Raw genomic sequence first — 270 nt, forward strand, 5'->3', positions numbered from 1 at the left:
TGTACCCCTACAGCAAGATTTTCTACACCCCGTACCGCCCGTACTTCGCCAGCGGCTTCGCCTCCATCGGCCTGGGCATCGCCGAGCGCATGCTGGAAGCCTTCAAGGAGAAGACGCGCAACCGCGTACGCGCCTACACCGGCGCCAGCGTCGGCACCGCCACCCCGGCGCTGATGCGCCTGGCCGAGTCCACCCACCAGGTGGCCGCCGCCCGCGCCTTCCTCGAGAAGACCTGGCAGGACCACGCCGAGCACGGCGAGCGCCACGAAT

Annotated in this window: 1 pseudogene; it reads left to right on the top strand. The window is 68.9% G+C overall.

Annotation, left to right across the window (positions count from 1 at the left end):
- Positions 1–270 (top strand): annotated as a pseudogene (locus QSJ95_RS32715) (p-hydroxyphenylacetate 3-hydroxylase oxygenase component); the annotation flags it as partial.

The organism is Pseudomonas sp. NBRC 100443 (assembly GCF_030268185.1).
In the GTDB taxonomy this organism is placed as follows: domain Bacteria; phylum Pseudomonadota; class Gammaproteobacteria; order Pseudomonadales; family Pseudomonadaceae; genus Pseudomonas; species Pseudomonas citronellolis.